The 26,077-nt window shown below is 69.1% G+C and carries 30 protein-coding genes and 1 tRNA gene; 16 read left to right on the forward strand and 15 right to left on the reverse strand.

The genetic code is table 11. The features are described 5' to 3' along the window. Nucleotides 1-43: 43 nt before the first annotated feature. From NQ152_RS08080 to NQ152_RS08090, 3 genes are all read right to left on the reverse strand, one after another. Nucleotides 44-988: a 5'-3' exonuclease gene (locus NQ152_RS08080; RefSeq protein WP_257501837.1), complete on the reverse strand. Its 945-nt coding sequence runs from the start codon at nt 986-988 to the stop codon at nt 44-46. 169 nt (nt 989-1,157) lie between these two features. Further along, nucleotides 1,158-1,655, reverse strand: coding sequence for a hypothetical protein (locus NQ152_RS08085; RefSeq protein WP_257523613.1), 498 nt, complete (start codon nt 1,653-1,655; stop codon nt 1,158-1,160). Between the two features lie 254 nt (nt 1,656-1,909). After that, nucleotides 1,910-2,449, reverse strand: a complete 540-nt coding sequence (locus NQ152_RS08090) for a hypothetical protein (protein ID WP_257523614.1) — start codon at nt 2,447-2,449, stop codon at nt 1,910-1,912. Between the two features lie 103 nt (nt 2,450-2,552). Between NQ152_RS08090 and NQ152_RS08095 the strand changes: the two genes are divergently transcribed. Continuing rightward, entirely contained in the window at nt 2,553-2,918 is a 366-nt protein-coding gene (locus tag NQ152_RS08095; RefSeq protein WP_257523615.1) for a hypothetical protein, read from the forward strand. Between the two features lie 9 nt (nt 2,919-2,927). Here NQ152_RS08095 and NQ152_RS08100 read toward each other — a convergent pair whose 3' ends face one another. After that, nucleotides 2,928-3,965 (reverse strand): FUSC family protein, encoded by a 1,038-nt coding sequence (locus NQ152_RS08100; RefSeq protein ID WP_257501840.1) that lies wholly within the window; start codon nt 3,963-3,965, stop codon nt 2,928-2,930. Between the two features lie 74 nt (nt 3,966-4,039). Here NQ152_RS08100 and NQ152_RS08105 point away from each other — a divergent pair, with 74 nt between their 5' ends. Further along, nucleotides 4,040-4,816: an isocitrate lyase/phosphoenolpyruvate mutase family protein gene (locus NQ152_RS08105; protein ID WP_257501841.1), complete on the forward strand. Its 777-nt coding sequence runs from the start codon at nt 4,040-4,042 to the stop codon at nt 4,814-4,816. A gap of 64 nt (nt 4,817-4,880) precedes the next feature. Next, nucleotides 4,881-5,975 carry an NAD(P)/FAD-dependent oxidoreductase gene (locus NQ152_RS08110; RefSeq protein ID WP_257523669.1) on the forward strand — a complete coding sequence of 365 codons (1,095 nt, stop codon included), beginning with the start codon at nt 4,881-4,883 and terminating at the stop codon, nt 5,973-5,975. 15 nt (nt 5,976-5,990) lie between these two features. Here the strand turns inward: NQ152_RS08110 and NQ152_RS08115 are convergent, their stop codons facing one another. Both NQ152_RS08115 and NQ152_RS08120 read right to left on the reverse strand, forming a co-directional pair. Then, on the reverse strand, nt 5,991-6,158 hold the full coding sequence (locus NQ152_RS08115) for a methionine/alanine import family NSS transporter small subunit (RefSeq protein ID WP_257501842.1): 168 nt from the start codon (nt 6,156-6,158) through the stop codon (nt 5,991-5,993). Continuing rightward, nucleotides 6,155-7,762: a sodium-dependent transporter gene (locus tag NQ152_RS08120; RefSeq protein WP_257523616.1), complete on the reverse strand. Its 1,608-nt coding sequence runs from the start codon at nt 7,760-7,762 to the stop codon at nt 6,155-6,157. The genes NQ152_RS08115 and NQ152_RS08120 overlap by 4 nt, the downstream gene beginning before the upstream one ends. Before the next feature lie 117 nt (nt 7,763-7,879). Between NQ152_RS08120 and NQ152_RS08125 the strand changes: the two genes are divergently transcribed. Beyond that, nucleotides 7,880-8,305 (forward strand): YchJ family protein, encoded by a 426-nt coding sequence (locus tag NQ152_RS08125; protein WP_257523617.1) that lies wholly within the window; start codon nt 7,880-7,882, stop codon nt 8,303-8,305. 34 nt (nt 8,306-8,339) lie between these two features. Next, a complete protein-coding gene (locus NQ152_RS08130; RefSeq protein WP_257523618.1) occupies nt 8,340-8,837 on the forward strand; it encodes a DUF427 domain-containing protein in 498 nt (165 codons plus the stop codon). A 9-nt stretch (nt 8,838-8,846) separates the two neighbouring features. On the opposite strand, the gene NQ152_RS08135 is transcribed toward NQ152_RS08130, so the two are convergent. After that, a complete protein-coding gene (locus NQ152_RS08135; RefSeq protein WP_306815760.1) occupies nt 8,847-9,602 on the reverse strand; it encodes an LON peptidase substrate-binding domain-containing protein in 756 nt (251 codons plus the stop codon). A gap of 82 nt (nt 9,603-9,684) precedes the next feature. Continuing rightward, nucleotides 9,685-10,779, reverse strand: a complete 1,095-nt coding sequence (locus NQ152_RS08140; RefSeq protein ID WP_257523619.1) for a hypothetical protein — start codon at nt 10,777-10,779, stop codon at nt 9,685-9,687. Between the two features lie 213 nt (nt 10,780-10,992). Here NQ152_RS08140 and NQ152_RS08145 point away from each other — a divergent pair, with 213 nt between their 5' ends. From NQ152_RS08145 to NQ152_RS08155, 3 genes are read left to right on the forward strand one after another with little or no spacing between them, the layout of a single operon-like run. Then, nucleotides 10,993-13,164, forward strand: coding sequence for a M66 family metalloprotease (locus NQ152_RS08145; RefSeq protein WP_257523620.1), 2,172 nt, complete (start codon nt 10,993-10,995; stop codon nt 13,162-13,164). 51 nt (nt 13,165-13,215) lie between these two features. Then, complete coding sequence (locus tag NQ152_RS08150; RefSeq protein ID WP_257523621.1) at nt 13,216-13,857, forward strand: NAD(P)H-binding protein; 642 nt, start codon at nt 13,216-13,218, stop codon at nt 13,855-13,857. After that, nucleotides 13,854-14,198, forward strand: a complete 345-nt coding sequence (locus tag NQ152_RS08155) for a TraR/DksA C4-type zinc finger protein (RefSeq protein ID WP_257523622.1) — start codon at nt 13,854-13,856, stop codon at nt 14,196-14,198. The genes NQ152_RS08150 and NQ152_RS08155 overlap by 4 nt, the downstream gene beginning before the upstream one ends. A gap of 17 nt (nt 14,199-14,215) precedes the next feature. Here NQ152_RS08155 and NQ152_RS08160 read toward each other — a convergent pair whose 3' ends face one another. From NQ152_RS08160 to NQ152_RS08170, 3 genes are all read right to left on the reverse strand, one after another. Next, nucleotides 14,216-15,178 (reverse strand): alpha/beta hydrolase, encoded by a 963-nt coding sequence (locus NQ152_RS08160; RefSeq protein WP_257523623.1) that lies wholly within the window; start codon nt 15,176-15,178, stop codon nt 14,216-14,218. A gap of 98 nt (nt 15,179-15,276) precedes the next feature. Further along, nucleotides 15,277-15,489: a DUF1653 domain-containing protein gene (locus NQ152_RS08165; protein WP_257523624.1), complete on the reverse strand. Its 213-nt coding sequence runs from the start codon at nt 15,487-15,489 to the stop codon at nt 15,277-15,279. Beyond that, the gene (locus NQ152_RS08170) at nt 15,486-15,878 is read right to left on the reverse strand and encodes a DUF1801 domain-containing protein (RefSeq protein ID WP_257523625.1); all 393 of its coding nucleotides are present in this window, start codon (nt 15,876-15,878) and stop codon (nt 15,486-15,488) included. Before NQ152_RS08170 ends, NQ152_RS08165 begins: the two co-directional genes overlap by 4 nt. A gap of 124 nt (nt 15,879-16,002) precedes the next feature. On the opposite strand from NQ152_RS08170, the gene NQ152_RS08175 reads away from it, so the two are divergent. From NQ152_RS08175 to NQ152_RS08195, 5 genes are all read left to right on the forward strand, one after another. Beyond that, nucleotides 16,003-17,163, forward strand: a complete 1,161-nt coding sequence (locus NQ152_RS08175) for an acyl-CoA dehydrogenase family protein (RefSeq protein WP_257523626.1) — start codon at nt 16,003-16,005, stop codon at nt 17,161-17,163. A 71-nt stretch (nt 17,164-17,234) separates the two neighbouring features. Further along, on the forward strand, nt 17,235-17,975 hold the full coding sequence (locus NQ152_RS08180) for a sulfurtransferase (RefSeq protein ID WP_257523627.1): 741 nt from the start codon (nt 17,235-17,237) through the stop codon (nt 17,973-17,975). Further along, the gene (locus NQ152_RS08185; protein WP_257523628.1) at nt 17,972-18,382 is read left to right on the forward strand and encodes a DUF3054 domain-containing protein; all 411 of its coding nucleotides are present in this window, start codon (nt 17,972-17,974) and stop codon (nt 18,380-18,382) included. The genes NQ152_RS08180 and NQ152_RS08185 overlap by 4 nt, the downstream gene beginning before the upstream one ends. A 347-nt stretch (nt 18,383-18,729) precedes the next feature. Next, complete coding sequence (locus NQ152_RS08190; RefSeq protein WP_257501856.1) at nt 18,730-19,323, forward strand: PadR family transcriptional regulator; 594 nt, start codon at nt 18,730-18,732, stop codon at nt 19,321-19,323. A gap of 37 nt (nt 19,324-19,360) precedes the next feature. Beyond that, nucleotides 19,361-21,055 carry an AarF/ABC1/UbiB kinase family protein gene (locus NQ152_RS08195; RefSeq protein WP_257523629.1) on the forward strand — a complete coding sequence of 565 codons (1,695 nt, stop codon included), beginning with the start codon at nt 19,361-19,363 and terminating at the stop codon, nt 21,053-21,055. 38 nt (nt 21,056-21,093) lie between these two features. Here the strand turns inward: NQ152_RS08195 and NQ152_RS08200 are convergent, their stop codons facing one another. Together NQ152_RS08200 and NQ152_RS08205 are read right to left on the reverse strand one after the other, a co-directional pair. Further along, the gene (locus NQ152_RS08200) at nt 21,094-21,642 is read right to left on the reverse strand and encodes a hypothetical protein (protein ID WP_257501858.1); all 549 of its coding nucleotides are present in this window, start codon (nt 21,640-21,642) and stop codon (nt 21,094-21,096) included. A gap of 203 nt (nt 21,643-21,845) precedes the next feature. Then, nucleotides 21,846-22,049: a cold-shock protein gene (locus NQ152_RS08205; RefSeq protein WP_056118089.1), complete on the reverse strand. Its 204-nt coding sequence runs from the start codon at nt 22,047-22,049 to the stop codon at nt 21,846-21,848. Nucleotides 22,050-22,877: 828 nt separating this feature from the next. Between NQ152_RS08205 and NQ152_RS08210 the strand changes: the two genes are divergently transcribed. After that, a complete protein-coding gene (locus NQ152_RS08210) occupies nt 22,878-23,162 on the forward strand; it encodes a hypothetical protein (RefSeq protein ID WP_257501860.1) in 285 nt (94 codons plus the stop codon). Between the two features lie 81 nt (nt 23,163-23,243). Here the strand turns inward: NQ152_RS08210 and NQ152_RS08215 are convergent. Further along, nucleotides 23,244-23,317 (reverse strand) — tRNA-Met (locus NQ152_RS08215). Nucleotides 23,318-23,407: 90 nt separating this feature from the next. Between NQ152_RS08215 and NQ152_RS08220 the strand changes: the two genes are divergently transcribed. Together NQ152_RS08220 and NQ152_RS08225 are read left to right on the forward strand one after the other, a co-directional pair. After that, nucleotides 23,408-23,920 (forward strand): DUF6328 family protein, encoded by a 513-nt coding sequence (locus NQ152_RS08220; protein ID WP_257523630.1) that lies wholly within the window; start codon nt 23,408-23,410, stop codon nt 23,918-23,920. Continuing rightward, nucleotides 23,917-24,735 carry a carbon-nitrogen hydrolase family protein gene (locus tag NQ152_RS08225; protein WP_257501862.1) on the forward strand — a complete coding sequence of 273 codons (819 nt, stop codon included), beginning with the start codon at nt 23,917-23,919 and terminating at the stop codon, nt 24,733-24,735. Before NQ152_RS08220 ends, NQ152_RS08225 begins: the two co-directional genes overlap by 4 nt. 48 nt (nt 24,736-24,783) lie before the next feature. Here the strand turns inward: NQ152_RS08225 and NQ152_RS08230 are convergent, their stop codons facing one another. Further along, a complete protein-coding gene (locus tag NQ152_RS08230; protein ID WP_257523631.1) occupies nt 24,784-25,986 on the reverse strand; it encodes an aminotransferase class I/II-fold pyridoxal phosphate-dependent enzyme in 1,203 nt (400 codons plus the stop codon). Between the last annotated feature and the right edge of the window lie 91 nt (nt 25,987-26,077).

A 26,077-nucleotide genomic window follows, 5' to 3' on the forward strand; every position in this document is an offset into this window, starting at 1 on the left:
GCTACTCCGGGGGGAGTATCCCAGGCGGGCCGGCCCCGCCGAGTCAGCCCTTGCGCGCGCCGGTGGCGTCCAGCGCGCCGATGATGCGCGTCATCGCGGTGCCCAGCGCCCAGCGGTCGGCGAGGGCTGCGGCATCCGCCCGCGCACCGTCGTCGAGGGGCTGCAGCACCCATTCGCGGGCGTCGAGGTCGAGATCGAGGTCCTTGACGACTTCGACGACCGTCGGCGCGACGGCCAGGTAGGGCAGCGAGGAGAGGACCTTGCTGCGGATCCCCGCCGACATCCCTTCGCCGCGCTCGGCCGCCGCGAGAATGCCGGCGAGGTCGCCGTGCGCGGCGAGCAGGCTCGCGGCGGTCTTCTCGCCGATGCCCGCCACGCCCGGCAGCCCGTCGGATGCGTCGCCGCGCAGGGTCGCGAAATCGGCATATTGGCTCGGCAGCACGCCGTACTTGGCAACGACGGTGGCGTCGGTGACGGTCTCGAGGTTGCTCATCCCTCGGGCGGTGTAGATCACGCGGACCTGTGCGGCGTCGTCCACCAGCTGGAACAGGTCCCGGTCGCCCGTGACGACGTCGACGGGCAGAGTCGCGCGCGTTGCGAGAGTGCCGATGACGTCGTCGGCTTCGTGTGCGGCCGCGCCGACGATCGTGATGCCGAGCGCGTCCAGGACCTCGCGGATGACAGGCACCTGAACCTCGAGCGGGTCGGGGACGACCTCGATGTCCGGCCCGACGGCGGTGATCTCGGCGACCCGGTGGGTCTTGTACGTCGGAATCAGGTCGACGCGCCACTGCGGACGCCAGTCATCGTCCCAGCACGCGACCAGATGGGTGGGCTCGTAGGTCGTCACGAGCTTGGTGATGATGTCGAGGAAGCCGCGCACCGCGTTCACGGGGGTGCCGTCAGGCGCTCGTACCGTATCGGGCACGCCGTAGAAGGCACGGAAGTACAGCGACGCGGAGTCCAGCAGCATGAGGCGTTCGGTCACGCGTGTCATCCTGCCACGACGGTGTGACGCGGGCACGCGGCCTGGACCCCGCCGTTTGAGTCCCGACCCCGCGTGGGAGGCTCGCCCCCGCCGTTCGAGGCTCGCCTGTCACGTTGTGCGCGGTGGGTCGGCGTGTTGTGACAGGGGAGCAGCGGTGGGGGACGGGGGATCAGCAGCCGGGGCCGGCGGGGTTCTCGGCGCAGGTGCGATCCACCAGCGCGGTGCGCGCTTCCACGACGCGCACGTCGTAGCCGCCACTGGTGGCGGTGACATACCCCGTGACGGGCCGCCACGTCCCGGATCCGAAGTCGACGTAGGCGGCGTACTGCACGGTGACGCTCACCGGGTACGTGCCGCGCTCGCGGTAGACGTGACTCGTCGCGGTCGGCGTGAACTGCGCCTGTCCGAGGCTCTCCCAGCTCGCGCCGCCCGTCGTCGATCGCGCGGTCGACCCGTCGCCGTAGTCGAACACGAACCCGGCGGGAACGAACTGCACGGTCACGTCCCAGCCCAGCAGCGTCCCGCTCATGACCTGCTCGGATGCCGCAGCCACGACGTTCGCCGGTGCTCCGACGATGCCGAATCCGGCCGGTTCGCCCGTCAGCGACGGCGCGGCCGGCCGGAAGGAGGCCAGATCGGCCGCCGTGACATCGGGCGGAGTCACCACGATGAAGCCGCACCGGTCCGGCTGCGTCGGACAGCGCGGAGCGGGGGGCGAGGGCTCGCTGGGGGCGGGTGAGCCCCCTCCGCGCGAGTCACCGACAGGAGGTGCGGGTTCGTTGATGCTCGCCCCGATGTCCACCTGAGAGCCGTTGTTCGAAGCGCACGCGGTGATCAAAGTCGAGGCCGAGTCGCAGGTGGGTGAACTGCTGGCGGAGCTAGTCAGTCCGGCCAGGAGGATTACGGCAGCAGCCACTTGGATTAGCAATTCAGATCACCTTCGGCGGGAGAAATCGCGTCAATCCCGAGTGAGGTTGGGGTGTCAGCGGTGACAAATACAAGGGCTAGCCTCTGGAGCGAGGGTCTCTCAGGGGAAACTACGGACTTGCCTTCTTTGTCGACCACGTCGACCGCTGACACGTCGTAACACGCTTCCATCCGCACGGTGACGTCAGGACTACCGAGGCGGTGGACGGCACCGGCGCGAGTTTCCGTAATCCGCGCTTCTCCCGACTTGGAATACCCGTCTGCATGCCAGGCGGAGAAGTTCTTCCTATCCGTGGCGTTGAGCTCACCCGTCGTCCACGCGTACACGGCCTCGAAGGTCTCCGGATCACTCAGATCCACCTGGTTCAGCGCGTCCACATAGGCGCGATACGTCTCCTCGGCCGCCGCGAACGCCTCCTCCTCGCTGGCGAAGACCGAGGCTGTCGGAGTCGGCTCGGGCTGGGGCTGGCATCCGGTCGCCAGTCCGGCGAGCACCGCGAGCATGAGGATCACGGAGGCGACTCGGGGGATCACCCGACCAAGGTATCCGCGATCCGGACCGGCCCACCCGACTTATCCACACCCCGGCTTCCGCGTGGCGTGGTGCGGCGTGTCGGCACGCTGACATACTGACCGCGTGAAGATCTCGAACCTGTACGGCATCATCGCCGTCGTCGCGCTGACGGCCGGCCTCAGCGCCTGTGCGGCGCCCACACCGGTGATCGCGCCCGTGACCATGGACGCCGACGACCTGCAGGGGGCCACCGTGGACCTCGTGGTGGGTCAGGTGCTGAACATCAACACTGGCGACCTCGCCGTCGACAGCTACAGCGGCAAGGTGGCGGACACCAGCGTCGCGGAGTTCGTCGCGGGCCGCGAAGATGGCGGAGCCACGTTCAACCCCGGGGTGAAGGCGCTCGCGGAGGGCTCCACGCAGGTGGTCATGTCCAACTCGAACGGCGGCATCCAGAACCTCACCTTCACCGTCGACGTCGGCAAGTAGCCGCTTCCGTCACGAGGCAGGTTCGAGCGCCTCGTGGATCCGGCGCAGGTCCTCCAGCATGGAGCCGATCAGCACCCAATGGTCACTCGACGGCGTGCTCACCCTGAGCGGCGCGGTCAGCGCGGCCGGCTCCTCCCGGTGCTCCGCGATCAACGGCGCGGCATCCGTTCTTCGCACTTCGAGGCGCACGTCGTGTGCGGCGCGTCGCAGCTGCTCTGCGATCGCCTGGACGGCGGGCTCGTCCGCGATGGTCGGGTCGTAGTGGTCGGCGAACGCGCGGGTCATGCCGACGGTCTGCGTGACGATGGGGCCCAGACGGTCCAGCAGCGCCTGGACTGCGGCAAGGTCCTCCCGGTGCCGGCGCCCCCGCGGATTGAGGGAGAGCGACTCCGTCCCGACCTCGATGGCCGCGTCCGCGGCATCCTTCATCGGCCGCATGAGCCGTGCTTCCACGAGCAGGCCGTGCAGCTGACCCGCGGACTGCGGTGACTCGAGCGCACCGGCCAGCCGCTCGAGCGAATTGGCGAGCTCGTTGCCGAGCGCCATGACCGCGTTGCGTGCGGGTGCGACGGCGACGGGCGGCACCAGCGCGAGGTTGACCAGGATGCCGATCACCGCGCCGATCAGCGTCTCCAGCACGCGGTTGACCGCGTAGGCGGGCGTGGCCGTGCCCAGGGCGAGCACCAGCAGCGCGCTGATGGCGACCTGGTTCGTGGATCCCGGAGTCAGCCGCAGCGCCCACGCGATCAGCAATCCGGTCACCGTGGCGAGCAGGATCACCCAGGTGCTGCCGCCGAGGAGGATGCCGAGGAGGGAGGCGATCACGACACCGGTGAAGACTCCGATGCTGCGCTCGACGGCCTTCGTGAGCGACTGGTTCAGGCTCGGCGCGACCACCAGCAGGGCGGCGATCGCCGCGAACACCGGCGGCTCTCCCGGAATGAGCAACCCCGCGATCAGCCACGACGCCGCGATGGCGATCGCCGACTTGACGACCTGCAGGAGTGGGCTGCGGTGGGAGGCTCGGATGCCGGCGGTGACTCGCATCCTCCGAGGGTATGCCTGGCTCCGTGCCGGGTGCGGCGAGCCGACCACTTCGACCACCCCGATACCGTGGACGGATGAGCACTCAGCCAGAAAAAGCACAGACCCTCGCCCAGCTGCATGCCGCGCCCGAGATCCTCCGCGTCGTGAACGTCTGGGACGTCGTGTCTGCCAAGGCCATCGCCGCCATGTCGCAGACCAAGGCGCTCGCCACCGCGGGCCACTCGATCGCCGCGACGTTCGGGTACCCCGACGGCGAGAAGATCCCCCTGGATGTGATGCTGGACATGATCGGCCGGATCGCCGCCGCCGTGGACCTGCCCGTCTCCTCGGACCTCGACGCCGGTTACGGCAACCCGGGCGAGACCGTCCGTCGTGCGATCGGCGTGGGTGTGGTGGGCGCCAACGTGGAGGACGCCCTGAAGCCCCTCGCGGAATCGGTCGCCGCCGTGGAGGCGATCATCGCCGCGGGGCAGGCGGAGGGTGTGCCCTTCGTGCTGAACGCCCGTACGGATGCGTTCGTGCGCGCCGGCGACCGCCCGATCGCGGAGTCCATCGCTGACGCGATCACCCGGGGTCGTGCCTACATCGATGCGGGAGCGGATCTCGTGTTCGTTCCGGGCAAGCTGGACGCGGACACCACCCGCCGGCTGGTCGACGGGATCGGCGAACGCAAGATCAGTGTCATCGGCGTTCCCGGCGCGCTGTCGGCTGCCGAGTACGAAGCGCTCGGTGTCGCGCGCATCTCGTACGGTCCGCTCACCCAGCGGGTCGCACTGACCGCGCTGCAGGATGTCGCCGCCGACCTCTACGCCGACGGAGTGATCCCGACCACCACGCGGAATCTGAACTGACGGCGCCGCCCCCGATTCCCTCGGCCGAGGGAATCGGGGTCACCCCGTGGATGTTCACGTGAGCATGGAGCACACGCCCGTCGACGTCGTGGTGATCGGCGCGGGCCAGGCGGGTCTGTCCGCGGGATACCACCTTCAACGCCGGGGATTCGTGCCCGTGGGTCGGGCGTCCCAGGGGGAGCGCACGTTCGTCGTCCTCGACGCGAACGACCGGCCGGGCGGCGCCTGGCAGCATCGGTGGGCGTCGCTGAAGATGGCGACGGTCAACGGCATCCACGAGCTGCCGGGGCATGCGGTGCCGGAGGCGGCCGGTCACGCCGCGAGCCGCGACGTGCTGCCGCCCTACTTCAGCGAATACGAGTCCAAGTACGCGCTCGACGTGCGTCGACCGGTGCGGGTGACCGCGGTGCGGCGTGCCGACGAGGACCCGAGGGGCCGGCTGCTGGTCGACACCGACGACGGCGCCTGGGCGGCGCGCTACGTGATCAACGCGACCGGCACATGGACGCGCCCGTTCTGGCCGCACTACCCCGGCAAGAGCCGCTTCCGCGGGCGGCAGCTGCACGTCGCCGACTACGAGTCCGCGGAGCAGTTCGCCGGTCAGCGCGTGGTGATCGTGGGGGCGGGGATCTCGGCGGTGCAGCTGCTCGATGAGATATCCCGGGTGGCCGACACGTTCTGGGTGACCAGACGCGAGCCGGAATGGTCCGAGGAGGCGTTCGACATCCCCGCGCGGGTGGCCGCCATCGCCGGGGTCGAGGATCGCGTGCGGCGGGGCCTGCCGCCGGGCAGCGTCATCTCGGTGACCGGCATGCACTGGACACCGTGGGCTCGGGCTGCCCAGGCGCGAGGCGTTCTGGAGCGGCATCCGATGTTCAGCGCGATCGAGGAGGACGGCGTCCGCATGCCGGACGGCTCCTTCGAGCCCGCGGATGCGATCCTCTGGGCAACCGGCTTCCGGCCGGCCGTGGACCACCTGGCGCCGCTGCGGCTGCGCACACCGGACGGTGGCATCCGCGTGGCAGACACCCGCGCTCTGGACGAGCCGCGGCTGTTCCTCATCGGCTACGGACCGTCGCAGTCCACCATCGGCGCCAACCGCGCCGGCCGCGCCGCGGTGGGGGCGATCGTCGCCGACGAGGCGCCTGTCCCCGCGTGACGCGCTGATCAGGTCTCAGGTGTCATGGATGATCGGGGCGTCATCGTCGCGATGGTCGTCGATGCCGCCGGGCGGATAGTCGGTCAGTTCGGGCCGAGACCGCAGGTACAGCGTGCTCGCCACCAGCCCGCCCCAGACGACCACGATCGCGAGGATCAGGAAGGTGATGGCGATCGGGGTCATGACGATGCTCCTTCCCGCGTCGGAGAGTTCGACGCGGCGACCGGACCAGCCGGCGGATAGGGGGGCCAGGCCGTGAAGTCATCCGGCGACCGCCGCCAACGGAACATCGGCAGCACGACGGCCGCGACGATGACGAACGCGATCGTTCCCCAGCCCATGACCGCCAGATACCAGGGCGGCAGCCCCTCATAGCCCTCGATGATCAGCGTGATGATCCGCTGGATCAGCATGTAGCCGAGCACCACGGGTGCGAGCAGACCGACCAGCAGAACCCAGATCCGACCCACCCGGAACGTCGACACCGCGTTCAGGTGGTAGCGCAGTTCGGGTCCGCTCCGCAGCACCCAGATCACCAGGATGGTCGATATGACCGCGGAGGCGACGATCCCGACGTTGTTCGCCCACTGGTCGGTCACATCCAGAGCCAGCAGGCCCGTCGTGGTGGCGAACAGGAGGACGGACAGGATCGCGGAGAGGATGCCGACACCGACTGCGGCGCTGCGGCGCGAGATCCCGAACTTCTCCTGCACCGCAGCCGAGACCACCTGCAGCACGGAGATGAGCGAGGTGAAACCGGCCATCACGAGCGAGCCGAAGAACAGCGCCCCGAAGATCGGTCCGCCGGGCATCTCGGACACGATCGCGGGGAACGTGATGAAGGACAGGCCTACGCCGGTGAGACCTTCGAGTTCACCGACTTCGATGCCCTGCTGGAAGGCGAAGAATCCCAAGGTCGCGAACACTCCGATGCCCGCGAGGATCTCGAAGGACGAGTTCGCGAACGCCACGACGAGCCCAGGGCCGGTGAGGTTTGAGCGGCGCCGTCGATAGGACGCGTAGGTGACCATGATCCCGAACGCGATCGAGAGCGAGAAGAAGATCTGGCTGTACGCGGCGATCCACACGTTCGGGTCGCCCAGGACCGCCCAGTCCGGCGTGAACAGTGCGTTGAGTCCTGCCGCAGCACCGTCCAGGAACAGCGCGCGGACGACGAGGATCGAGAAGGCGACGACCAGGAGCGGCAGGAAGATGACGTTCACCCGCTGCAGCCCCTTGGCCACGCCCAGGACGAGCACGAGGATGACCGCGAGCCACACGATCAGCAGCGGAATGAGCACACCGGGGACGAACTCCAGGCTGAAGCCGGGATCGCCGACCTGCAGATATTCGCCGGTGAGGAAGCCGGCCGGGTCGTCGCCCCATCGCAGATCGAACGAGAACACGAAGTAGCTGAGCGCCCAGGCGATCACGGCGGTGTAGTACAGCCCGATCACGAACGCGATCGCCACCTGGAACCACCCGAGCGACTCCATCCAGACCTTGCCCCTGCCGAGTCGTCGGAACGCGGTCGGCGCAGAGCCGCGGAAGCGGTGCCCGATGGCGTAGTCGAGGAACAGGATGGGGATTCCGGCGGTGATCAGGGCCACCAGATAGGGGATGAGGAACGCGCCGCCGCCGTTCTCGTACGCCACGCCCGGGAAGCGCCAGATGTTGCCCAGGCCTACCGCGGATCCGATCGCGGCCAGGATGAACCCCACCTGCCCGGTCCATTCCTCCCGCGGCTTGTCCGGAGTGGCCGGCTTTCCGTTCTGCACGTCCGTCATTGGGGGACTCCTCGTATGCCGTCGCTTCGCTGCGATGCTCGTCGGTACGCGGCACGCTACCAGGATGGTTGCGTCTGCGCTCGCCTAGGCTGGCGGACGGTCCAGAAGGGAAGAATCATGTCATTCGGCAACGCCGCCTCGCGCCGCGCGCGCACCGTGGAGGCGACGGCGGCCTGCCCCTGCGGGAGCACGGCGACATTCGGCGGATGCTGCGGGCCGCTGCTGCGGGGTGCGCCGGCACCGACGGCCGAACGTCTGATGCGCTCCCGTTATACGGCATTCGTCCTCGGCGACGATGACCATCTGTCCGGATCCTGGCATGCCCGCACACGTCCGGACGCCGTCGACTCCGCGAGCGGCCCGCACTGGACCGGCTTGGAGATCCTCGACACCGAAGGCGGCGGGGTCGAGGATGCCGGCGGCGTCGTGGAGTTCCGCGCCAGATGGACCGACCGGGGCACGCGCGGTGAGCTGCACGAGCGCAGCCGGTTCGTTCGGCAGGCCGGGCGCTGGTGGTATGTCGCCGGAGATGTCCTGGGATGACCCTCGCCCCGTGAATCGTGCGTACCGTGGAGGCATGCCCCACCCCACGCCCGATCCCGTCCTGGCCGGTCAGGAGTCCGTGTGGGACTACCCGCGGCCGCCCCGCATAGAGACCGTCGATCGCCGGGTCACGATCGAGATCGGTGGTCAGCGGATCGTGGACACGGCCGATGTCGTGCGCGTCCTCGAGACCAGCCATCCGCCCGTCTATTACGTGCCGATCTCGGCGTTCGCCGAGGGGACGCTGATTCCCGCGCGAGGTTCCTCGTTCTGCGAGTTCAAGGGCTACGCGCGCTATTTCGACGTGCGAGGCGGCGATCGGACGGTCCAGGGCGCGGCATGGAACTATCCGACCCCTGCGCGCGGTTACGAACTCCTGGCCGACCGTGTCGCGGTCTACGCCGGCAAGATGGACGTCTGCACCGTCGACGGTGAAGTCGTCGCGCCGCAGCCCGGCGGGTTCTACGGCGGCTGGGTCACTGCCGACGTCGTCGGTCCGTTCAAGGGCGACCCGGCGACCCTCGGCTGGTAACGGCGCACGTCACGGCCCCGGCGGGGTCCCGTCCTCGGACGCGGCATCCGGGTCGTCGTCGTCCTGCGGCGCGGCGCTCGGGCCGTCGTCGGGAGCCTCTTCCTCGGCCTGCGCTTTGTCGAGGAGGTCTATCAGCGCCGCATCGAAATCGTCTCCGCGCGGCGGGGCCGTCAGAAGCGGCTCCGCGGCCAGTGTCAGGTCGATCAGCTCGCGCAGCAGTCCGCCGACCGTCGTCGAGCGCAGCAGACGGAACTGATCCAGCTGGCCGAGGGGAGCGATGGCCGCCAGCTGCCAACTCGACTCGAGCGGGTCATCCGACAGCTCTACACTCGGATCCCACTGCACCTCGGCGAACTCCGCTGCGCGCGCGAGAACCCGACGAACGATGCGCTCGGCCTCGGTGTGCAGCGGGGTGAGCGCGTCATCCCAGACCAACGGCGGCAGCTCCCGCACCGAGGCCGTCGGGTACGGCTGGTCATCGCGCCATTCGTCGACCTCGACGCGCGAACCGCCCACGGCGATGAGGTGGATATCGCTCTCACCTGCCATGACGTTGGTGATGCGTGCCATCGTGCCCACTCGCACGCGCTGTTCGCCGCCGCCGGTCTCGCTGCCGCGCTCGATGAGCACCACGCCGAACTGCGGATCCTCGTCGTCCAGCAGTCGGCCGAGCATCATGAGATAGCGCTCTTCGAAGATCCGCAGTGCCAGGGGCGTGTGCGGAAAGAGCACCGTTCCGAGTGGGAACATCGCGACGTTCGCCATGCATCCAGTCAATCAGCGTTCCGGCAGACCGGGCCGGAAAACTGCAATTCCGCGCCGGTCGGCGATCCCGCTGGCGGTGCGGCTACTGTGGCGCGGCCCAGTAGAGCTCGTAGTCGAAGCCGATGGCGGTACGCACGCCACCGACCGCATCCAGCGGCGCGTCGACCACGGAATGGAACGTCACGGTTTGGCCGGGCCCCATCGTCGCCAGGTCCAGCGCGCTGAGATACCCGTCCGGCAGCAGGAGGTACTCCTCCTCCAACGGCGCGCCGCCCAGGGTGACCCAGGAGGTCTCGACGACCCATTCATAGTCCCGCCACGGATCGATGGTCCCGTCGCCGATGTACGTCAGTGTGACCGGAACGGCGCTGTACACACCCGTCTCCGGAGTCGGATTGAACAGGTCCTCGGCGGCGAGCTCGCCGGTCAGGTCCACCGGTGTGCCGACCGAGATCTCCCAGACGGGATCGCCGGTCGCGGCGTTCCAGATCGGAACGAGCTCACCGTAGCCATACGGGCTGTCGATCGTCCCGCGCATGCCGTCGCTGCCGTCCGTCGGCTCGGCGTCCACGGGGGGGACGTAGGTCTCGGACGAGGGCAGCGGGCTCGGAACGACCGCGTCATCGCGCCAGGCATCGGCGAGCCCGAAGAGTCCGAAGACGACGGTGGAGAGGATCCACGCCGTCATCCCGCCCACCACTGCGACGACGATCGCGGCCACGCCGAAGCCCTTGCCGCCCTGACGGCGACTCGCGAGCGCGACGATTCCCAGAACGATCGCGGCGAGCAGGATGAGCCCTGCCACCACGCTGATGATCGGGACGAACACCGCGACCACACCCGCGAGGGCGGTCGCCAGCGCGACGGTGGCGAGCGTCTTCGGGCGGGAATCCGGCGCCGCGGCGTACGGCTGCGGATAGGGGTCCTGCATCGGCCCGCCGGGATACTGCGCTGTCTGCGCGTACGGCGGCGGGGGATACGGCGCTGTCTGCGCGTACGGCGGCGCTGTCTGCGCGTACGGCGGCGCGGGATACGGCGCTGTCTGCGCGTACGGCGAACCAGGCGCCTGCTGAAGCGCCGGATTCGGCTCGGGCGGGGCTCCGGGATAGCGCTGGATGAATGCCGGCGGCGGCGGCGCGGAATCGCGATTCGCGTCGCCGGTCGGAACCTCTGTCATGGCACGTCCTTTCGGTGCACCGACCGCGCACGCCTCACGACTCGCAGTGTATCGCCGACCTCGCCGTGCCGATGCCCGCTCCACACCGACGCGACCGTCTCGTCGGCGAACCCCGCGGAGTGTGCGGGTCCGTGCCGTCATTCCACCGCTGTGAGTATCACCGCGCCCGGCCGCGTCCTCTCCGCTGCAGAGATCCGACGACCGGAGGTGGCCATGCCTGAATTCGACGACATCGTCCAAAGCTTGAAACGGCTGCGGGACGCCATCGAGCTGGAGTCGCCGTTCTTCACCGGTCCGGCAATCACCGGCATCGAGGTGACGCAGGCGATCCAGTACTACGACTCCTCCGAGCACCTCAGTGATCCCGCCGACCGGGGCATGGACAACGCCGCCACACTGGTCGCATACAAGCCGGCCATCGTGCGGGTCTACGTACGCCCGCCGCTCGGCGACACACTCGGAGAGCCGGTCACGGGGGAGCTGCTGGTCGAGCGCGGGAAATTCTTCGGGCCGTATCGCGTGATCGGCACGTATGCGCCGGTGTGGACGAACACGGTCACGCCGCAGGACGACAGCTACGACGACGAACGGCGCAACTGGTGGCGTTCGCTGAACTTCCGGATACCGGCATCCGACTTCGTCGGCTCCCTGCGGTTGACGGTGACCCTCGAGACCGGGCAGACCCACACGGTATCGGTGGTTGCCGCGCTCGTGCAGACGTTGCGGGTCCGCGTCATCGGGGTGCGCTACCAGGGACCGAGCACGTCATCGCCTCCGGCCGGGACGGCCGCGACGGCGCTGGATCTCCCCGCTCCTTCGCTCGCGGATGCGCAGGTCACGGCGGCGCTCGCCTTCCGTGCCATGCCCGTGCAGCAGACCGGATCGTTCGCCACGGCGGGTGCGATGAACTGGTTCGTGCCGCTCGACGATCCGCGCAACGGGGCGGGTGGGTGCTCGGACAACTGGAACTCGCTGCTGGCCTGGATGCGACTGATCCGGGACAACGACGGCAACCGTTCCGATGTCGTCTACTACGGGCTACTGCCGGCCGGAATGCCTGTCGGAGTCCCGGGCTGCGGCGAGGGCGGGCTGGGCGCGGGGCGCGTCGGCGACACCGTGACGTTCGTGCACGAGATCGGACACGGATACGGCTTCGCACACACGCCCTCCGGGTCGGTGGGCACGCCCGACCCGGACTATCCGGTCTACGAGCCGCACCCATCGGCATCCATCGGCGAATACGGCATCGACATCCAGAACGGGCAGGTGTACTCGCCGGCTTCGTCGACGGACTACATGAGCTACGGTCCGATGCGGTGGATGTCGCTCTACCAGCACAACCGGCTGATCTCCCACCCGCGCCTGGCCCCGACCTGGATCCGCGACAAGAACCCGTTCGAGGACGTGCCCATCCCGTACGATCCGGACGACCTGTGGTGGCCCGATCCGCCCTGGCGGAGGGAGGAGCTGGTGATCCACGAGCTGCGGCCGATGATCTCGGTGCGGGGATTCGTCGACGAGCGCGGAGCGGTGCGGGTGGACTCGGTCGCCCGGGTGACCGCCAGCGCCACGGTGCACGGACCTGCGACGGACTGGTCGCTGCAGCTGGTGTCCGGCAGGGGCGAGGTCGCAAGCCGCGGGCAGCTCACCCGCGTGGACAACCATGGCGGCCAGGACTGCGGCTGCGCGCCTGGCGCGCACGAGGGCAACCCGAACCGATTGCCGTTCGCGTTCCACGCGATGATCCCGGATGCCGAGCCCGGAGCGGCGCTGCAGATCACCGACCCGCGCGGTGAAGGCTCCTGGGAGCGGCTCGCACCCGAACGTCCGGCACGCTTCACCCGTGCCGAGGGGGCGGTTGACGGCGACTCGCTGCGGCTGAGCTGGTCCCTTGACCGTGGGATCGAGGTCGCCGACGTCTGGGCGCAGTGGAGCCAGGACGACGGGCGAAGCTGGCACGGCCTCGCGATCGGGCTGACCGACGGGGACGAGCTGAGCGTGGCCGGCCTGCCCGCGGGGGTCGTCCTGGTGCGGCTGCTCGGTCATGACGGCTTCTTCACCGCCTACTCCGACGCCATCGAGGTCGAGATTCCGCAGCGCGCCCCCGAGGTCGCGATCCTGTACCCGACCGACACCGGGACTGTCCTGGCCGACACGCCGATCGAGGTCTTCGGCAGCGCGGTCGATCAGGCCGGCGCCCCGATCGAGGAGGAACGACTCGAGTGGCTGGTCGACGGGGAGCCGGTCGGCCGCGGCCGCGCGGTTTCGCTGACGCTCGAGCCCGGTGAGCACACCGTATCGCTCGTGGCCCATGCCGCCCCGGAGGGATCGACCCGGGTGCGGGTGCAGGCGCTGCGACTGGAGGACGCGGCCGGCACGCAATAGGCCGGGCGTCCCGCAGCACGCGTAGCGTGGAGGTGAACCCTGGAGGTCTTCATGTCTCGCGTCCTGATCATCGGCGGCCATGGCAAGATCGCGCTGCTGCTCGCTCCGCTGCTGGTCGCCGGCGGCGATGAGGTGACCGGTCTCATTCGCAATCCGGCGCACGCCGCCGCCGTCTCGTCCACCGGCGCGGCACCGCTGGTGGCCGACGTCGAGGCGCTGTCCGTCTCGGAGCTCGCGGAGCTGGTCGCGGGGCAGGATGCGATCGTGTGGTCGGCCGGAGCCGGTGGCGGCGACGCCGCGCGCACCTTCGCCGTCGACCGAGACGCCGCCATCCGGTCGATGGATGCCGCGGCATCCGCCGGGGTGGATCGCTACGTCATGGTGTCGTACTTCGGGGCGCGGACGGACCACGGGGTTCCGGCCGAGAATCCGTTCTTCGCGTACGCCGAGGCCAAAGCCGCCGCGGACGAGCACCTTCGTGGCAGCAGCCTCGCGTGGACGGTGCTCGGTCCCAGCGCGCTGACGCTCGACGAGCCCACCGGCCGGATCGACGTCGACCCCGCGGAGTCCACATCGGTCTCCCGGGCCGATGTCGCAGCCGTGGTCGCGGCGAGCCTGCACGAGGACGCGACGATCGGTCGGACGATTCGCTTCAACAACGGGCGGACGCCGATCGCCGAGGCGCTCGGGTGAGAGCCGAGTTCACGCGGCTCATCGCGGATCGACGAGCGGAGCTGGAGGCCAGGCTGACCGCCGCCGAAGAGCGGCTCGCGTCCATCCGGCTCGCCCGCAGCGGCGCGACCGACGACGACGAGCATGATCCCGAGGGCTCCACGCTCTCCACCGAGTGGTCCCGCGCGGAGGGGCAGCGCACGGATGTGATCCGTGAGCTCGCCGACCTGGACGCCGCCTCCGACCGGGTGGGCGCGGGGACATACGGCGTGTGCGCCGCGTGCGGCAACCCGATCCCGTTGGAGCGGCTGCGGCTGCTGCCCGCCGCCGCGCTCTGCGTGCCCTGCGCGTCCCGGGTCTGACCCGGCCTCGTTCGGCTTCAGTTCTCGAGCATGCGACCGAGCCAGCGGTTGCGGGTCTCGATCATCGATCGGGACACGCGCGCCAGCGGCACGAACCCGTCGAAGCCGTGGAAGCCGCCGGGCCAGACGTGCAGCTCGGCAACGCCCCCGGCCGCCCAGATCCGTGACGCGTAGGCGACATCCTCGTCCCGGAACACCTCTGCGCTTCCCACGTCGATGAACGTCGGAGGCAGGCCGGAGAGGTCCTCGGCGCGTCCGGGTGCGGCGTAGATGGACACGTCGTCGGTGCCGCGGCGGTCTCCGAGCAGCGCGTTCCAGCCGGTGAGATTGCTGACCCGGTCCCAGACGCCGATGCCCTGGATCTGGTGAGAGGACACCGTCTCGTTGCGGTCGTCGAGCATCGGATAGATCAGCAGCGATGCCCGCAGCGCCGGACCCCGACGATCACGAGCCAGCAGGGTCACTCCAGCGGAGAGCCCGCCGCCTGCGCTGGCCCCGCCGACGATGATCCGGGACGGATCGATGCCCAGCTCGGCGGCGTGCGCAGCCGTCCAGACGAGGCCGGCGTAGCAGTCCTCGACGGGCACCGGGTCGGGGAATTCGGGAGCCAGCCGGTACTCGACGCTGACGAGCACCGCGCCGTGGGTGGCGACGAAAGGCAGGAACGACGGCAGGCCCGAGAACCGATCGCCCAGCACCATACCGCCGCCGTGAATGTGGTAGATCCCCGGCCCCGCGATGCTCTGTTCGGCCGGACGGTAGATCGACACCACGATCTCCGCGCCGTCGAAACCGAGGATCGTGCGCTGTTCGTGAACGGCGCCGACGCTGGCCACGACGTCCTCCAGCCCCGGGTCAGGCGGCGTCTCCCGCATGAGCGGGATCATCTCGGGCGTGAGCGTCGGCGGCATCGTCTCGGACACGACCTCGAGCGCGGCTGCGAGCTCCGGATCGAACGGCGGAACGGCGTGGGCGGACATGCGGGCCTCCATCGGTACGAAACGCCTGCCCTACGGGTCGTGGGTGGCGAGAAACGTGGTCGCAGGCTATCGCGCTGCGGTCCGGAGGAAGTGCCCGATCACCGGACCCGTGCGAAGCGCGGTCCGTCGTACCCGTCCCGCACGACCCGCTCCTGCCACATGTCCAGGGGGCGGATCCACAGGTCGCCCTCGCCGTAGCGGGGACGGTAGAGCACGTACTGCTCTTCGGTCTCGCTGTGCCGCACGGTGCCGATCACCTCGTACTGCCGGCCCTTGAAGTGCTGGTAGATCCCCGGCTCGACCTCACTCATCGCGCACGTCCCTGCGTCTGGTCGATCCACGCGCCCACGATCTCGCGCAGCGCCGCCGCGTTGCTCTGCACGTCGCTCACGCCGGCGAACCTGACAACGGCCCGATCGGCTCCGCGCCACTCGAGCAGGTTCCCCGGGTCGTCGATCACCACACGGCGCGGGTCGCCTCTGCGTCGCGCGCCGGTGTGCAGGACGAGACGGACGCCACCACCGGGGGAGACCCCGGTGGTGGCGAAGTGATCCCTGATGGCGAAGCTGGGCGCGTTCCATTTGATCTCGCCCCGGATGCGCTCGTCGCACCCCACGATGAGTGCGCACAGCTCCGCCAGCACGCTGCGCGCCGGTTCCGCCACCGTGTGCAGGTAGCCGTCCACTTCGTCTGTGCTCATGCGATCTCGCCCTTGCCGTCGCGTCGCCCCTCGGTGAGCGTTCTCGGTTTCGCCGAGCCTACGGGAGGCCCGGCGCGCTACGGTGGCCGGGCACCACCGCCCGCTCTCACCCCCGGAGGCCGACATGAGCGCTGTCCCCGACCTGCTCGACTTCGATGAGCTCCTCACCGACGACGAGCGGGCTGTCCGCGACCGGGTGCGAGGATTCGTCGACGCGCGCGTTCGGCCGTTCATCGCGGACTGGTACGAACGCGCGCTCTTTCCGACCGAGCTCGTTCCCGAGCTGGCCGAACTCGGAGTGCTCGGGATGCATCTGCGCGGGTACGGATGCCCCGGCCGCAGCGCCGTCGAGTACGGCCTGGCGGCGATGGAGCTGGAAGCGGGCGATTCGGGACTGCGCACCTTCGTCTCGGTACAGGGCTCGCTCGCGATGAGCGCGATCCACACGTACGGAAGCGAGGCGCAGAAGAAGCGATGGCTGCCCCGCATGGCAGCGGGCGCGGCGATCGGCTGCTTCGGCCTGACGGAGCCCGATTCCGGATCCGACCCGGCCGGTATGACCACCTTCGCCCGCAAGGAGGGCGACGCCTGGATCCTGGACGGTGCGAAGCGGTGGATCGGCCTGGCGTCGATCGCGCAGATCGCGGTCGTCTGGGCGCAGACCGACGACGGCGTCCGTGGTTTCCTGGTCCCGACCGACAGTCCAGGTTTCGTGGCCACCCCCATCGGCCCGAAGATGTCCCTGCGCGCATCGATCCAGTGCGACATCACCCTCACCGAGGTCCGGCTTCCCAGCGATGCGCTGCTGCCGCAGGCACGTGGACTGCGTGCCCCGCTCTCCTGCCTCAACGAGGCCCGGTACGGCATCGGCTGGGGTGTCATCGGGGCGGCGCGCGACAGCTACGCGACCGCCCTGGCGTACTCGCAGACGCGGATGCAGTTCGATCGTCCGATCGCCGGCTTCCAGCTGACGCAGCAGAAGCTGGTCGACATGGCCGTGGAGATCGAGAAGGCCCAGCTGGTCGCGCTGCGGCTGGGCCGGTTGAAGGATGCCGGCAGGCTGCAGCCGCACCAGATCTCCGTCGCGAAACTCAGCAACACCCGGGCGGCGATCGCCATCGCGCGCGAGGCGCGCACGATCATCGGCGGCAACGGCATCTCCGCGGAGTACTCGCCGATGCGGCACGCCGCCAACCTCGAGTCCGTCCGCACCTACGAGGGGACCGACGAAGTCCACACCCTCGTTCTCGGTGCGCACATCACCGGGATACCCGCCTTCCGCTAGGTGCACCGGCTCGGGGTGCGCTCGGCGTGATCGTGCGTCGGACAGCAGCGATCCGTCCGTAGGCTGAGTGGGTGGCATCCGTACTGAACGTCTCGGCATACCTGTTCACGCGGATCGAGGACGCCGCGGCCCTGCGCGCGGTGCTGCGTGAGCGTGCTGCCGTGCGCGCTCTGAAGGGCACGATCCTCTTGGCCGAGGAAGGCATCAACCTCTTCCTTGCCGGCGACCCGCATGCGGTGCGCGCGTTTCTGGCCGACATGCGCGCTGATCCTCGTTTCGCAGATCTGACGACGAAGGAGAGCTGGTCGGACACGCAGCCCTTCAAGCGGATGCTGGTCAAGGTCAAGCGCGAGATCATCCGGATGGACCACCCCACCATCCGCCCCGACGCCGGCCGTGCACCCGCGGTGACACCGGCGACGCTCAGACGCTGGCTCGACCGCGGGAGCGACGACGAAGGCCGCGAGGTCGTGCTGCTGGACACGCGCAACGCGTTCGAGGTCGAGTACGGAGCGTTCCGGGGCGCGGTGAGTTGGGGGATCGAACGGTTCACGCAGTTCCCCGATGCCGCGTCCGCCCACCACGCCCAGCTGCGGGGCAAGACGGTGGTCAGCTACTGCACGGGCGGCATCCGCTGCGAGAAGGCCGCGCTGTATCTGCGTGAGGAGGGCATCGACGCACACCAGCTCGACGGAGGGATCCTCGGCTACTTCGAGCACGTCGGAGCCGAGCACTGGACCGGGGAGTGTTTCGTCTTCGACGAGCGAGAGGCGCTCCGACCAGACCTCGAGCCGCGGCACGTCGCGCGATGAGCCCGCACACGCACCCGCGATCCGACGACGGCGCGATCCGCCGGTCCCCCCGCACGCGCACGGTCGTCCTGTCCCTCGCCTGCGACGTTCTCCTCGTCGTCGCCTTCGCCGCCTTCGGTCGGGCCAGTCACGAATCCGACGTGTTCGCCGGTCTGTGGCAGACCGCGTGGCCGTTCCTGGCCGGCCTCGCCCTGGGCTGGCTCGTCACACTCGCGTGGCGAGCGCCGAGCGCTCCAGTGCGGACCGGCCTGGGAGTCTGGGCGGCGACGCTGGTCGGCGGGATGCTGCTGCGCACGGCATCCGGCCAGGGAACGGCGCTGCCGTTCATCGTCGTTGCAGCCGTCACGCTCCTCGTGGCGCTGGTGGGGTGGCGGGTGCTCGCGCGGATCGTCGCCCGCCGCCGCTGACCCGACTCCCGTCGCGGCCACTCCCATCCCCGTCCCCCGTCCGCTCACCTGTCACAACACGTCGGCGCGGCCCGCAGATCGTGACGGCGGAGCGGCGAGGTGTCCGTCCGCTCACCTGTCACAACACGCCGGTGCGGCCCGCTGGTCGTGACGTCGGAGCGGAGAGGTGTCCGTCCGCTCACCTGTCACAACACGCCGGTGCGGCCCGCAGATCGTGACGGGGGAGCGGCGAGGTGTCCGCTCGTCTGCGCACCGGTCAGTGCAGATTCACAGCCGCGACCGACCCTTAACGATATATCGTTGACTATCGCTGAGCCCGGCCGGGCGACGGCGCGAAGGAGGTCATCATGAGCGGTTCGAACATGGGCGACTGGTTCGGTGGCGGAGCCACCGGCAGCACCGGCGGCACTCGCGGATCGGGCCAGGGCTGGCCCTTGACCGGTCTGTGGGAAGCGATGGAGCAGCTGCGCGGGCAGTTCGAGCAGAAGGTCGGCGGCGGCACCCGGATGGGTCGCGGCGACGTACGCGCAGCGGTCCTGGCGCTACTGGCCGAGAAGCCGATGCACGGCTACCAGATCATTCAGCTGATCGAAGAGCGCAGCGGCGGCTCGTGGAAGCCGAGCCCCGGCTCGGTGTACCCGACGCTTCAGCTGCTGGCCGACGAGGGGCTGATCAGTGCGGAAGAGTCCAACGGGCGCAAGACGTACTCGCTGACCGAAGAAGGCCGACAGGTCGCCGACGAAGCCGGCAAGTCGGTGCCGTGGGAGACGTCGGCGGCGAAGGAGAACCCGCGCACCGCCGGGCTCCCCAAGGCCGGCATCGACCTCGCGCAGGCCGTCGCTCAGGTCGGACGCACGGGTACGCCCGAGCAGGTGAAGGAGTCCATCGCGGTCCTCGACGAGGCCCGCCGTCGGATCTTCAGCATTCTCGCCCAGGACTGACCGGTTGCCCGCCGAACGTCGGCATCATGGAGATCCGATGACCGACGCCGGCAGCATGCGCGCCCGCTACCGCCGGATCCTGCGGTTCGCTGCCCGTTACCTGGTGCAGGCGTGGTGGTTCGAGCTCACCCTGCCCAGGATCGGACTGGAGCGGGTCGCGGCACGCGGCAGGGCCGTCCGATTGCAGCGGATCGCGCAGCGCTTCCACGTGCTTGCGGTGGACCTCGGCGGCCTCATGATCAAGGTGGGGCAGTTCATGTCCTCGCGACTGGACGTGCTGCCTCCGGAGATCACCAAGGAGCTCGAGGGACTGCAGGACGAGGTCCCTCCCGTTCCGTTCCCCGCGATCCGTGAGCTGGCAGAGGCGGAGCTGGGCGTACCGCTCGAGCGTGCATACGCGTTCGTGGATCCGTCGCCGCTGGCCGCGGCATCCCTGGGTCAGGCTCATCGGGCACGGCTCTCGGATGCCGATGCGCAAGACGCCGGAATGACCGACGTCGTGGTGAAGATCCAGCGGCCGGGGATCGACAAGGTCGTCGACGTCGATCTGCGGGCGCTGCGTCGCGTCGCGGGCTGGCTCAGCCGCGTGAAAGTCGTCGCTGATCGCGTCGACATGCCTTCGCTCGTCGAGGAGTTCGCCCAGACCAGCCTGGAGGAGATCGAGTATCTCCACGAGGCCGCCAACGCCGAGCGATTCGCGGAGATGTTCGCCGGCGACCCCCGGGTAGGCGTTCCGCGCGTCTTCTGGGAGCGCAGCACCCGGCGGGTGCTCACCCTCGAGGACGTGACGGCGATCAAGATCAACGACATCGTCGCGTTGGAGGCCGCCGGTATCGACCCTGCGGAGGTCGCACAGCAGTTCGCCTCCGTGATGTTCGACCAGCTCTTCCAGCATGGGTACTTCCACGCCGACCCACACCCCGGGAACATCTTCGTCACCCCGCTGGTCGGGGGGGCGGATTCCGGCGGCCGGGCCTGGAAGCTCACGTTCATCGACTTCGGAATGATGGGCGAGGTTCCGGACGGTCTGCGCCGGGGCCTGCAGAAAGTGCTCATCGCAGCGGCATCGCGCGACGGCAAGGGGCTCGTCGACGGCATCCGGCACGTCGGAGTGCTGCTGCCGTCGGCCGACACCGCTGAGCTCGAGCGGGCGATGACGAAACTGTTCGGACGGTTCGGAGGAATGGGGTTCGCGGAGCTGCAGGAGGTCGATCCGCGCGAGTTCCGCGAGTTCGCGGTCGAGTTCGCCGACGTCGTGCGCACACTGCCGTTCCAGCTGCCCGAGAATTTCCTGCTCATCATCCGCTCGATGGGACTCACCTCGGGCATGTGCAGCGCGCTGGACCCCCGATTCAACATCTGGGACGCGATCGAGCCGTACGCCGCCCAGCTCATCCGGGACGAGAGCGGCAACATCCTGCAGGGGTTCGGTCAGAAGGCGATGTCGGTCGCGGGTCTGCTCGCGCGGCTGCCTCAGCGGCTGGATGACGTGGTCACGCGGATCGAAGACGGACGGCTGACGGCACAGAGTCCGCGGCTCGAGCGGCGCATGGGACGCCTCGAGCGCACCGGTCGGCGCGTCATCTCGGCCGTGCTGTTCGCGGCGTTGTTCATCGGCGGGATCCTGCTCCGCGTGGACGATGTCGTGTTCGGCACCGTGATCATGGCGATATCGGTGCTTCCCCTGCTGCACGCCCTGTTCGCCGGGCTCGCCGCACGCTCCGATCGGTGACGGTGACGGTGCCCGGCGCGCGGCGCGCCGCTGCCGCATCAGTTGCGCAGACCCACCCGGTCCGGGATCTCGAACGGCAGGCGGGGGAGCCAGGATGCCGGGTCCGGCCACGGCCGCGAGGACGGCAGGTGGCTGAGCAGACGCCGGATGGCGGCATCCGTCACCGTCGCCGGCGCGGGGGAGGCGAGCACGCGCTGAGGGGCGTGGTGTCCGAGCGCTCCGCACCACCAGTGCCGCCACGTGTCCGGCGCGCCCAGCGGCTCGAGCACGATGTAGTAGTCGGGCATCAAAGCGGAGCCCGCCTCGAACATGGCCAGGACGGTCTCGACCTCGAGTTCGAGTGCGCCCAGTGTCGATCGCTCCTCGAACAGCTCCACCCACGCGGCTGCGACGTGCTCCAGCGGGTCCGCATCGTGGACGATCCACGGGGTGCCGGCAGCGGCGATCCGTCGTGCCGCGAGCGCGGGCTCGCTGTCCCGCAACTCGAGCACCTCGACTCCACGGATGCCGTCGAGGCTGGCCAGTGCTTCTTCGGATTGCTCGCCGACGATTGCGACGATGGTCCCGGTGTTCATCGCGTGCGCCATGTTCGATATTACGTCGGGGTCGCGTGAGTACGGCCGACCTGCGCGGCGATGTCCCGAACAACTGCGCCCGGGACCCGACCGTTAACGGCGAATGCCGTGGACCCGAGGTCCACGGCATTCTTGTCCGTTCGCTCAGCGCCGAGGCGCACCGCGTAGGGAGTGGTCGGCCGGGGCGAAGCTAAGCCGCCCCAACCAACAGAAAATCAGAGAGGCCGGATGTTCGCAGCCTGCATGCCCTTCGGGCCGCGCTCGGCCTCGAATTCGACCTTCTGGTCTTCGCGAAGCTCCTTGTAGCCGTCGCCAGTGATCGCGCTGAAGTGCGCGAACAGGTCGGCGCCGCCGTCATCGGGAGCGATGAAGCCGAAGCCTTTTTCAGAGTTGAACCATTTCACGGTGCCAGTGGCCATCGTGTCTTTCCTTTTACTTTTAGGGCCGCGAGAGCGACCGGTTGTACCGCGCCGATGTGTTCGGAGCGGACGAATGGGGTGCAGGGGACGGCCCGTCTGCGACGGAGCCGCATGCGTGCCCGATGCCGCAACCACTGCCGAGGCCTGTTCTCGCGTCGCGTGTACGCCGAGGTCTTCGCCTCGAGCGCTGTGCGCTTCGTATCCGCGGGAGGTGATGCCGACGAAACCAGCGTACTCGCCGGCGGCTGTTGCGACGAACACGTCGTCGTCAGCGGGGCGCCAGTCGAGCGGCGGTCGCGATGTTGCGGTGATGCAGGTAGTCAATGCGGCTTTCAGGATTCGTGTGGCGATACAGACGCTCGTACACGGAAGTCGAAGGGTGATGGGGGCGGATGTCGATGCGACGATCCGGCGTCATGCTGTCTGCTACTCCACAGTGAGGCAGTGGGTTAAGACGCTAGACCCGAGTGGGCAGACACCAGCCTAGCACGCCGCGGCCGTGTCGCTTGACCGGCCACGGGCCGATCCGGGTCGCAACTCAGAAATCCGGTGGATCCGGGTCCACGAGATCGGAGTATTCGGGGTGCTCGGCGATGAACACCCGCACCCCCGGACAGAGCATCGTGATGCGAACACCCTGCCCCGGCCGGACTGGTCGTCTCGCATGGGCTCGCGTTCCCTCCGCGGTGTCGGCGCCCGGGCTTGCGGAACGCACGAGAACACCCTCCCAGGTCGACGCCCGGATAGCCACGGCATGGCATGTCAAGCCCGTCCCAGGACCGGAGCCCGGCGGCTAACGTGACGAACCTACGAGTCGGAGGGTGAGACGTGAGCAGACACAAGGACGATGTGGGCCCGGCATTCGCAGCGGGGGAGACGGAGGCGATGCCACCGGCGCCGTTGACGGAATCCGATCAGGTGCGCAAAGACATGACCTACAGTCCGGCCAGTGAGACCGAGACGCAGCAGAAGCAGGCGGACGCATTGCCGGAGACGATCGACGACGACATCGACGAGGATGCGGTCCGCGCTGTTCCCGGCACCGGTGGTCCCGACGACGTGGGCGACGTCGACGTCGATGCCGAGGACCTGAACCTGCCCTGGCGCGAATAGCGATCGCCGCTCGGCGTCTGCCTGCGCCGGGCTCGGAAGAAAAGAAGAAGGCGCCCCCGGAGGGACGCCTTCTTCTTTTCGTTGCGGGGACAGGATTTGAACCTGCGACCTCTGGGTTATGAGCCCAGCGAGCTACCGAACTGCTCCACCCCGCGGCACAGGAAAAGCTTAGCACGGCAAAACCGGCCGGTTGCCCGGCGGTGCTCGGCTTGCCGTTTGCAGGCGGTGACGGCAAGGATGAGCGCATGACCGCCCCGACAGACATCGACCAGGACGACCTGCACGACGGGCGCGATGAAACACCCCCGGAACGTGCGGACCGCAACTGGAACGAGGTGCTCCAAGAACTGCGGGTGATGCAGACCGGCACGCAGATCCTCACCGGGTTCCTGCTGGCCCTGGCCTTCCAGCCCGCCTTCAGCGACCTGAGCGACGACCAGCGGATCTTCTACCTGGCCCTGATCGTGCTCTCGGCGCTCACGTCGATCGTGGCGCTCGCACCCGTGGCCATCCACCGCTTCCTCTTCCAGCAGCGGGCGAAGGCCAAAGTCGTCACATACGGCCATGCGGCGCTGCTGACGGCACTCGTAACGGTGTCGGTCCTGCTCGTCGGGGTCGTCGGGTTCGTCTTCGATGTCGTGGTCGACCGCACCGCCGCGGTCACCGCGATCGCGGCCCTCACCGCGGTCGTCCTGGCGCTGTGGCTCGTTTGTCCTGCCATCATCCGGGCGAGGCTCGATAACGGGGCGGACCGATGATCGCGCCGGCAGCTCAGACCACCGCCATCGCGGTCGCTCAGTTCGCACCCAGCGCGGACAAGGAGGCGAATCTGACGTCCATCGGGCAGCTCGCGGCCGCGGCATCCGATCGGGGCGCCTCGCTGGTGGTGTTCCCCGAGTACTCGAGTTACTTCGTCGACCCGTTCGACGATTCGCTCGCCGAGAATGCCGAGGGCCTGGACGGCCCCTTCGTCCAGGCTCTGATCGGGCTAGCGTCCGAACACGCGCTGCACATCGTCGCCGGTCTCCTCGAGCGGGCGACGGATGATCGCCATGTGCGCAACACGGTCGTCGCGGTCGATGCGACCGGGATCGTGGCGGTCTACCGCAAACTCCACCTGTACGACGCGTTCGGTCAACGCGAGTCCGACTGGGTCCAGGCCGGGGACCTGGTCGCGCCGGAGACCTTCTCGCTGGGGGGCCTGCGGTTCGGGCTCATGACCTGCTACGACCTGCGTTTCCCCGAAGTCGGTCGAACACTCGTCGACGCCGGCGCCGACGTGTTCCTCGTTCCTGCGGAATGGGTGCGGGGACCGCTCAAAGAGCACCACTGGCGCACGCTGGTGCACGCCCGCGCCATCGAGAACACGGTCTTCGTGGCCGCGGCCGACCACCCGCCGCCGCTGGGCGTGGGCAACTCGATGATCGTGGACCCGCAGGGCGTCGAGGTCGCCGCGATCGGCACGGCGACCGACGTGGTCGTCGCCCACCTCGACCGGGACGCGGTGCAGCGTGTGCGCCGGGTCAACCCGGCGCTGCGCCTGCGCCGGATGGGGGTCGTACCGCGCGAGTGAGCGTGCCGCTGCGGGCATCGCTTCCCCGCGCTGACCCCCGCGCGCAGCTCAGGCGGTCAGCGCGCCCAGGCGCAGCACCGCGTCCTCGAGCACCCGAACGCGCTTGCACGCCGCGAAGCGAACCAGGGTGGCGTACTGCGCACGCCGTCCTGTGGTGACGAACGCCGTCAACGGAATGGCGACGACCCCGACGCGGTCCGGAAGCGCGCGACAGAAATCGGCGGCATCGGTCGCGCCCAGGGGAGCAGCGTCCGCGACCGTGAAATACGAACCCGCAGCGATCGAGACCTCGAAGCCTGCCGATCGCAGGCCTGCGCCGAGCAGGTCCCGCTTGTCGCGGAGCGTCCGAGCGATGCCTCGGAAGAAGTCATCGGACATGCGCAGTCCGGTCGCGATCGCCGGCTGGAACGGCGCGCCGTTGACGTACGTGAGGAACTGCTTGACGGCGAGCACGGCGTCGACCAGGACGGCTGGCCCGGTGATCCAGCCGATCTTCCACCCGGTCACCGAGAAGGTCTTGCCGCACGACGAGATGGTGAGGGTCCGTTCCCACGCCCCCGGCAGCGTGGCGATCGGCACATGGGGTCCGTCGAAGACGAGGTGCTCGTAGACCTCGTCGGTGATGATGAAGGCATCGTGACGATCCGCGAGGCGGATCACTTCGTCCTGGAGCTCGCGGCTGAAGACGGCGCCGGTGGGGTTGTGCGGGTCGTTGACCAGGATGACGCGGGTCCGGTCGGTCACCGCGGCGCGCAGCTGATCGAGGTCGGGCTGGAAGTCGGGCCACCGCAGCGGCACCGTCACGAGCCGGGCGCCGGTGAGCGCGACGACCGCTGCGTAGGAGTCGTAATACGGCTCGAAGACGACCACTTCGTCCTCCGGGCCGTCGATGAGCGCGAGCAGTGCGGCCGCCAGCGCCTCGGTCGCGCCGGCGGTGACCAGCACATTGCGCTGCGGGTCCAGATCGAGACCGTAGAAGCGCCGCTGATGCTCGCTGATCGCCAGCAGCAGATCCGGGGTGCCGCGGCCGGGCGGATACTGGTTCACGCCGTTGGCGATCGCCTCCCGTGCCGCGTCCAGCACTTCGCGTGGTCCGTCCTCGTCGGGAAAGCCCTGGCCCAGGTTGATCGCGCCGGTTCGCGCCGCAAGGGCCGACATCTCGGCGAAGATGGTGGGACGGGGTGAAGCATCGGCAGAGATGAGGCCGGCGCCCATCGCGGTTCGGCGCCAGGCTCCTGGAATTTCTCGCATCCGGCTCACGCTACTCGCATAGTCGACGCCCATCCTTGGCATAAGAAATCCACAGAATCCGGGAGCACAGTTGTCTTAGTCGGCAGAAGGA

The organism is Microbacterium sp. zg.B48 (assembly GCF_024623505.1).
Lineage (GTDB): Bacteria > Actinomycetota > Actinomycetes > Actinomycetales > Microbacteriaceae > Microbacterium.